The organism is Nocardia noduli, assembly GCF_019038455.1.
GTDB lineage: Bacteria > Actinomycetota > Actinomycetes > Mycobacteriales > Mycobacteriaceae > Nocardia > Nocardia noduli.
Map to the genome: position 1 here is coordinate 1 of NZ_JAFMPL010000190.1, position 6,345 is coordinate 6,345.

Genomic DNA, 6,345 nt, shown 5'->3' on the forward strand with positions numbered 1-6,345 from the left:
GAAATACACCACGAAACCGATCAGCATCCACACCAGGAAGCGCAGCCAGGTCTCCACCGACAGGTTCAGCATCAGCCACAGGCAGGCCAGGACGCCGAGGACGGGGATGACCGGTACGAGGGGGACGCGGAATCCGCGGGGCAGGTCGGGGCGGGTGCGGCGCAGGATCAGCACACCGACCGCGACGAGGACGAAGGCGAACAGGGTGCCGATGTTGACCATCTCCTCCAGCGTGCCGAAGTCGACGAAACCGGCGAGCAGGGCGCAGCAGACGCCGACGATGACGGTGAGCCGCACGGGGGTTCCGTTCTGGCCGGTGTGCGCGAGTCGGCGCGGCAGCAGGCCGTCGCGGGACATGGCGAACAGGACGCGGGTCTGCCCGAGGTACATCACCATGACGACGGTGGTGAGACCGGCGAGCGCGCCGACGGAGATGACGTTCTTGGCCCAGTCCGCGCCGTTGAGCGCGAAGGCGGTCGCCAGGGTGGCGTCACCGCCGGACAGTTCGGTGTAGGGAACCATGCCGGTGAGCACCAACGAGACCGCGACATACAGCACGGTCACGATGATCAGCGAGCCGAGGATGCCGCGCGGGACACTGCGCTGCGGGTTCCGCGTTTCCTCGGCGGCGGTCGCTACCACGTCGAAACCGATGAAGGCGAAGAACACCAGGCTCGCGGCCGCGAGCAGGCCGTACCAGCCGAAAGTGCTGTTGCCGGCACCGGTCAAATAGGAGAACAGCGACTGGTGGATGCCCTCGTCGGCGGCGCCGGACTGTGACGGCGGTATGTAGGGGCTCAGATTCGACTTGTCGAAGTAGCCGATGCCGACCACGAGCACGAGGGCGATGACGGCCAGTTTGATGGCGACGGCGATGGCCGAGACACGCGAGGAGATCTTGGTGCCGACGGCGAGCAGTACGCCGAGGACGGTGATCAGCAGCACCGCCCCCCAGTCGAAGGTGATCGGACCGAGGTCGACGACGGCCGCGCTGCGCCCCATCAACTCGCCGAGATACTGCGACCAACCCTTGGCGACCACCGAGGCCGCGAGCGCGAATTCGAGGATCAGATCCCAGCCGATGATCCAGGCGACCAGCTCACCGAAGGTGGCGTAGGAGTAGGTGTAGGCACTGCCCGCCACCGGCACCGTCGAGGCGAATTCCGCGTAGCACAGGGCGGTCAATCCGCAGGCGACCGCGGCGAAGACGAAGGCCAGCGAGACCGAAGGACCGGCCACATCGCCCGCGGTGCGCGCGGTCAGCGTGAAGATGCCCGCGCCGACGACCACCGCGACGCCGAAGACGGTCAGATCCCAGGCGGTCAGGTCTTTTCGGAGTTTCGAATCGGGTTCGTCGGTGTCGCGGATGGACTGTTCCACCGATTTGGTGCGGAACATTCCGCCCCGGCCGGAACGGCGCGAGATCGTCACGGTCTACTCCTTCATGCTGTGGTCTGCCGAGATCGGGCGACTACCGGAGAGGTCGATTCAGTGGACGCCCGCCATATATCGACTTACCCAGGGCGCGAGCACGGCAACAATCGCGCCGACGGCAATCGCCACCGATCCGGTGATTCCGAAATACGCGACCTCGTTCTCCGGGTCGTAGAAACGGGCGAGGGTGCCCGCCATCGAGGTGCCGATGCCGACCGAGAAGAAGTACAGCGCCATCATCTGGGCGCGGAACGCCACCGGGGCGAGCTGGGTGGTGACGGCAAGGCCGATGGGCGAGAGCAACAGTTCCGAGACGGCGAAAAGCGCCATGACCGCGACCACGAGCAGCACCGGCACCGTTTTCCCGTCGAAACCGGCCAGCGGAACGAACAGCAGGAATGCCACACCCATCCCGATGACGCCGAGGGCGAATTTGCGCGGTGTGCTCGGCGCGCGATTGCCGAGGCGCGTCCACATCAGCGCGAAGAGCGGGGACAGCGCGATGATCCAGACCGGCTCGATCGAACTGATCCAGTTCGACGGCGCGGTCCAGCCGAAGACGTTCCAGTCGATACGTTCATCGGAATAGACGCTGAGCACGGTGAAGATCTGCTGGAACAGCGACCAGAACACCGCGTTCGCGAGGAAAAGCGGGATGAAGGCGCGGACCCGGCTGCGTTCCGTCGGTTCGACTTTCGCGCTGGTCAGCATGATCGTGAAGTAGACGACGGCGGCGACGGCGATGACACCGGTCGTCACATCGGGCAGATTGTCGAGGGTCACCAGTTCGGTGATCCACGCGATCACCCCGACGAGCACGACGGCCAGGACCGCCGCGATCATCGGGGCGATCGCCCTGCGGGGCAAAGGATTGGGCACTTCGCGGCCGTGCGTGCCCAGATTGCCCCGGAAGATGACGTACTGCGTGAGCCCGAGCGCCATACCGACCGCCGCCGCGCCGAAGCCGTAGTGGAATCCGAGGTGGGTCTGCAACAGTCCGGTCAGCAACGGGCCGGTGAAGGCTCCGATATTGATACCGAGGTAGAAGAGGGTGAAACCGCCGTCGATGCGGGCGTCGTCCTTCGGGTACAGGGTGCCCAGCAGCGAGGACGCGTTGGCTTTCAACGCACCGCTGCCGAGCGCGACCAGGGCCAGGCCGACCCCGACTCCGGCCAGCCCCGGCAGCGCGGCCAACGCGATATGGCCCGCCATGACGACGACACCGCCGTAGAAGACGGTGCGTTCCATGCCCAGCAGCCGGTCGGCGATCCAACCGCCGAGCACCGTGGAGAGGTAGACGAGACCGCCGTAGGCGCCGACGATGCCGACCCCGGTGCTCTGCGAGAGCCCGAGGCCGCCGTCTGTCACCGAGTAGTAGAGGTAGTACCCGAGGATGCTGACCATTCCGTAGAACGAGAAGCGTTCCCAGAGTTCGACGCCGAAGAGATTCGCCAGACCGATCGGATGACCGAACAGTGTTCGACCGGCTATCGGCCGATCCGACACCACGTCGTGGGACATGGTCGAGACAGTGACACATCTCGCAACTGTTCAGCAACTATCGTGCGGCGCGGCGCTGTCACCGATCGGATCAGCGTCCGACCGGGCCGATGAAGGGCAATACCACCGTGCACGAGGCCGGTTCGGCATGTGCCGGATCGAGCGCGTTCAACACCGCGCGCACGGCGACCGGGTCCGCGGTCAGTTCGTAGTGTTCGGTGTAGTCGGTGGCGCAGAGATCCTGGAGCACGACGTTGCGCACATTCGGCCCCTCGAGCTGACCGGTGGTGAACGGGGTGGCGATCTCGTCGTAGCGACTGACGATCGTGGTGAAGCGGATATCGGGCGCGATCGAGGGATCGGGGTTGAGCACGCGCAGGAACGGGGCGCCGTAGGAGACCTGGCACGGTCCGCATTTACTGGTCAGCAGTTCGTCGATCGCGGGCTGTTCGAGTAATCCGGCGAACATCGACTGGATACCGCTGAGGGTGGTGCCGTGCAGCGGGGCGGCCATGGCGATGTAATCGTCGATCTTCGACGCCGCGCCCAGATAGTTGAGGTTGTAGAAGGGGACGGCGCCGCCCATCGAATGGCCGACCAGATCGACCCGCGCCGCACCGGTCGTCGCCAGCACTCGATCGATGAACGCGCCGATCTGCGCGGCGCTCTCCTCCACCGGGGTGATCGATCCGATCGGGCCGAGTGGGCCGGTGCCGTATGTCGTGGTGAACACGCAGTATCCGGCGGCGGCCAGTACCGGGGACAGCGAATTCCAGGTGACGGTGTCGTTGCTCAGACCGTGCAGCAGCACCACCGGATTCGGGTGGGCGGCACCGGGACGACACGACCAGTCGTTCGCACCGGGCGGCGCGGCGCCGGGGGCGGTGGCCTGCGCGGCGAGTCCGCCCAGGTAGCTGTAGGACGGCGCGACCGGTGCGTCGTCGGCGGCGGCGACCTGCACCGCGCTCGCGACGGCCAGGGCCAGGGCCGCGCAGACTCCCGCGACATGTGTCGGCCAGCGTGACATCGAAATCTCCTCATCTCGTCGGTGCGGCCGGTACTCCGTGAACGCTATGACCACGAACGCTATGACCGACCGGTCGGTCATAGCGTAGCCTCGGTATGCGCGCACGCAAAGAGATCGGGGAGGATCAGTTCATGCCACGACCAGCCGAGCCCGGCCGCAACGCACTCCTGAACGCAGGCGAACAGGTCGCACAGGAGCGCGGGCTGCGTGGGCTGTCGATCAATGCCGTCGTCGAGGTGGCGGGCATGGCGAAAGGCAGCTTCTATCACCACTTCCCGGATCGGCGCAGCTATGTGATCGCGCTGCACCGCCGGTACCACGACGCGCTCGCCGAGCTGATCACCGCCCGCGTCGGGGATATCCCGCCCGGCGTCGAACGCATCCGCGCGGGCGTCACCGCCTATCTGGACGCCTGCCTGGAAACACGCGGCACCAAGGCTTTTCTCGCGCAATCACGCACCGACACCGACCTGCTCGACGAGGTCTCCACGCGCAATCGCGACTTCGCGGGCGTGGTCGAAGGCGATCTGGCCGGGCTCGGCTGGCCCGATCCCACGGCGGTGGCGCATCTGATGGTCGCGATGGTCGCCGAGATCGCGCTCGTCGAGTTGTACGACAACGGGCCGCGCGCCGATCTGCGCGCGGCGGTCATGGACCTCGTCGACCGCGAGGGGGAACGGGGCCGGTAGCGCGACCGGGACGGCCGTCGTTACGAATCCACACCGGGGATGCGCGCGCCCGGGATCAGGCGATGGACAGCGCGATTCCGTCGAGAATGTCGTGCTCACTCACCACGAGGGCCGAAATGCCCGCGCGACGCGACAATTCGTACGCGAGCACCTCGGTGATCACACCGCCGCCGCCGATCACGTCGACGCGTCCCGGATGGATCGGGCCGAGTGCGGCGCGCTGATCGTGATCCATCGAGATCAGACGATCACAGACGTCACGCACCTGATCCAGCGTCAGGCTGGTGAGATGCACTCGCTCGGAATCGTATTCGGGCAGATCGAGCGCGACGGCGGCGATCGTCGTCATGGTGCCCGCGACCCCGACCCAGGTGTGCGCGCCGTCGACCGGAACCCGCTCGAACGCTTCGGTCAACCGCTCGGTGGCGAATTCCCTTGCCGCAGCGACCTGTTCGGCGGTCGGCGGATTACCGGGCAGGCAGCGTTCGGTGATGCGGACGCATCCGATGTCGGCGGAGTAGGCGGCCTTGACGCCGTCGCTGTCGCCGAAGACCAATTCGGTCGAACCGCCGCCGAGATCGACGACAACGAAAGGTCCGGCCTCGCTGGACAATTCGCCGATCGCGCCGGTGAACGACAGTCGCGCCTCCTCGTCACCGGTGATCACCTCTGCCTCGGCGCCTGGCACGACCGAACCGAGTTCGGCCCTGGCCATGCCGAAGAAATCCTCCCGGTTGGCGGCGTCGCGGGTCGCCGATGTGGCGACCATCCGCACGCGACCCACACCCGCGTCCCGCATCAGCGCGGCGTAATCGGCCAGCGCGACCCTGGTCCGCTCGATCGCCTCAGGTGCGAGGGATCCGGTCGCGTCGACACCCTGGCCGAGCCGGACGATCCGCATTTCGCGGTGCACGTCGGCGAGGCGGCCGTCGGGCAGCACATCGGCGATCAGCAATCGGATGGAGTTGGTGCCGCAGTCGACTGCGGCGACCCGGTTCGCCGCGGTGGGTGATGCGTTCATCGGTCTTCTTTCGTCCGCTCGTATTTCGGCCAATCGGCCGGGATCGCCTTACCGCGCAACCCGTGGTCGGCCGCGATCGCCACCGCCTCGTCCCCGAACGGGTTGAGTCCGTGGCCTTTGGCCAGCGAATGCGCGATCAGCACGTGCAGACATTTCACCCGATCCGGCATGCCGCCGCCGGTGAAATCGGTACCGAGCGACTCGATATCGTCGCGCTCGGCCAGATAGCTCTCGTGCGCGGCGCGGTAGGCGGCGGCCAGAGCCGGGTCGCCGCCGAGGCGTTCGGTCATCTCGCGCATCACACCCGCCGATTCCTGCCTGCTCGCCTCGGCGGTCAGCCGCGGATCGGTCAGGTAGTACAGCGTCGGGAAGGGCGTGCCGTCCGGCAATCGCGGCGCGGTCTTCACCACTGCGGGCAGACCGTCCGGCGTCCGATAGGCCACCGCGAGCACTCCACGCGGCTCGCGGCCGAGTTGAGCGGCGATGATCTCGAGATCGCGGTCTGTCGGTGCGGTCACCGTGGTCCTTCCGGTGCTGACGGGTCTGTGGGCGGCGGCCCGGCCGGTGACGTCGGCGCGGGCGCCGCGCTGGGTTGTGGCTGCGAGATGGTCTCCCACAGTTCGGTGTACCAGGGTTCGGGCGCCTTCGACGGGGTGGGCGCCGCGGGTCGGGGC

General features: G+C 67.1%; 6 protein-coding genes. 1 reads left to right on the forward strand and 5 read right to left on the reverse strand.

The window, feature by feature from the left end:
- From JZ792_RS40415 to JZ792_RS40425, 3 genes are all read right to left on the reverse strand, one after another.
- Nucleotides 1-1,398, reverse strand: a 1,398-nt coding sequence (locus JZ792_RS40415) for an amino acid permease (RefSeq protein WP_216918180.1), incomplete at its 3' end; no start/stop codon positions are given.
- A 90-nt stretch (nucleotides 1,399-1,488) separates the two neighbouring features.
- On the reverse strand, nucleotides 1,489-2,955 hold the full coding sequence (locus JZ792_RS40420; RefSeq protein ID WP_216918173.1) for a peptide MFS transporter: 1,467 nt from the start codon (nucleotides 2,953-2,955) through the stop codon (nucleotides 1,489-1,491).
- Nucleotides 2,956-3,025: 70 nt separating this feature from the next.
- Entirely contained in the window at nucleotides 3,026-3,961 is a 936-nt protein-coding gene (locus JZ792_RS40425; RefSeq protein ID WP_216918175.1) for an esterase/lipase family protein, read from the reverse strand.
- 131 nt (nucleotides 3,962-4,092) lie between these two features.
- Between JZ792_RS40425 and JZ792_RS40430 the strand changes: the two genes are divergently transcribed.
- Nucleotides 4,093-4,650: a TetR/AcrR family transcriptional regulator gene (locus tag JZ792_RS40430; RefSeq protein ID WP_216918177.1), complete on the forward strand. Its 558-nt coding sequence runs from the start codon at nucleotides 4,093-4,095 to the stop codon at nucleotides 4,648-4,650.
- Nucleotides 4,651-4,705: 55 nt separating this feature from the next.
- Here the strand turns inward: JZ792_RS40430 and JZ792_RS40435 are convergent, their stop codons facing one another.
- Together JZ792_RS40435 and JZ792_RS40440 are read right to left on the reverse strand one after the other, a co-directional pair.
- Entirely contained in the window at nucleotides 4,706-5,671 is a 966-nt protein-coding gene (locus JZ792_RS40435; protein WP_216918178.1) for a Ppx/GppA phosphatase family protein, read from the reverse strand.
- Entirely contained in the window at nucleotides 5,668-6,189 is a 522-nt protein-coding gene (locus JZ792_RS40440; RefSeq protein ID WP_216918179.1) for a DUF501 domain-containing protein, read from the reverse strand. Before JZ792_RS40440 ends, JZ792_RS40435 begins: the two co-directional genes overlap by 4 nt.
- Between the last annotated feature and the right edge of the window lie 156 nt (nucleotides 6,190-6,345).

Excerpts from the sequence above, each read along its gene's own strand:
- JZ792_RS40420 (WP_216918173.1), bottom strand. The coding sequence starts at position 2,955 with ATGTCCCACGACGTGGTGTCGGATCGGCCGATAGCCGGTCGAACACTG.
- JZ792_RS40425 (WP_216918175.1), bottom strand. The coding sequence starts at position 3,961 with ATGTCACGCTGGCCGACACATGTCGCGGGAGTCTGCGCGGCCCTGGCC.
- JZ792_RS40430 (WP_216918177.1), top strand. The coding sequence starts at position 4,093 with ATGCCACGACCAGCCGAGCCCGGCCGCAACGCACTCCTGAACGCAGGC.
- JZ792_RS40435 (WP_216918178.1), bottom strand. The coding sequence starts at position 5,671 with ATGAACGCATCACCCACCGCGGCGAACCGGGTCGCCGCAGTCGACTGC.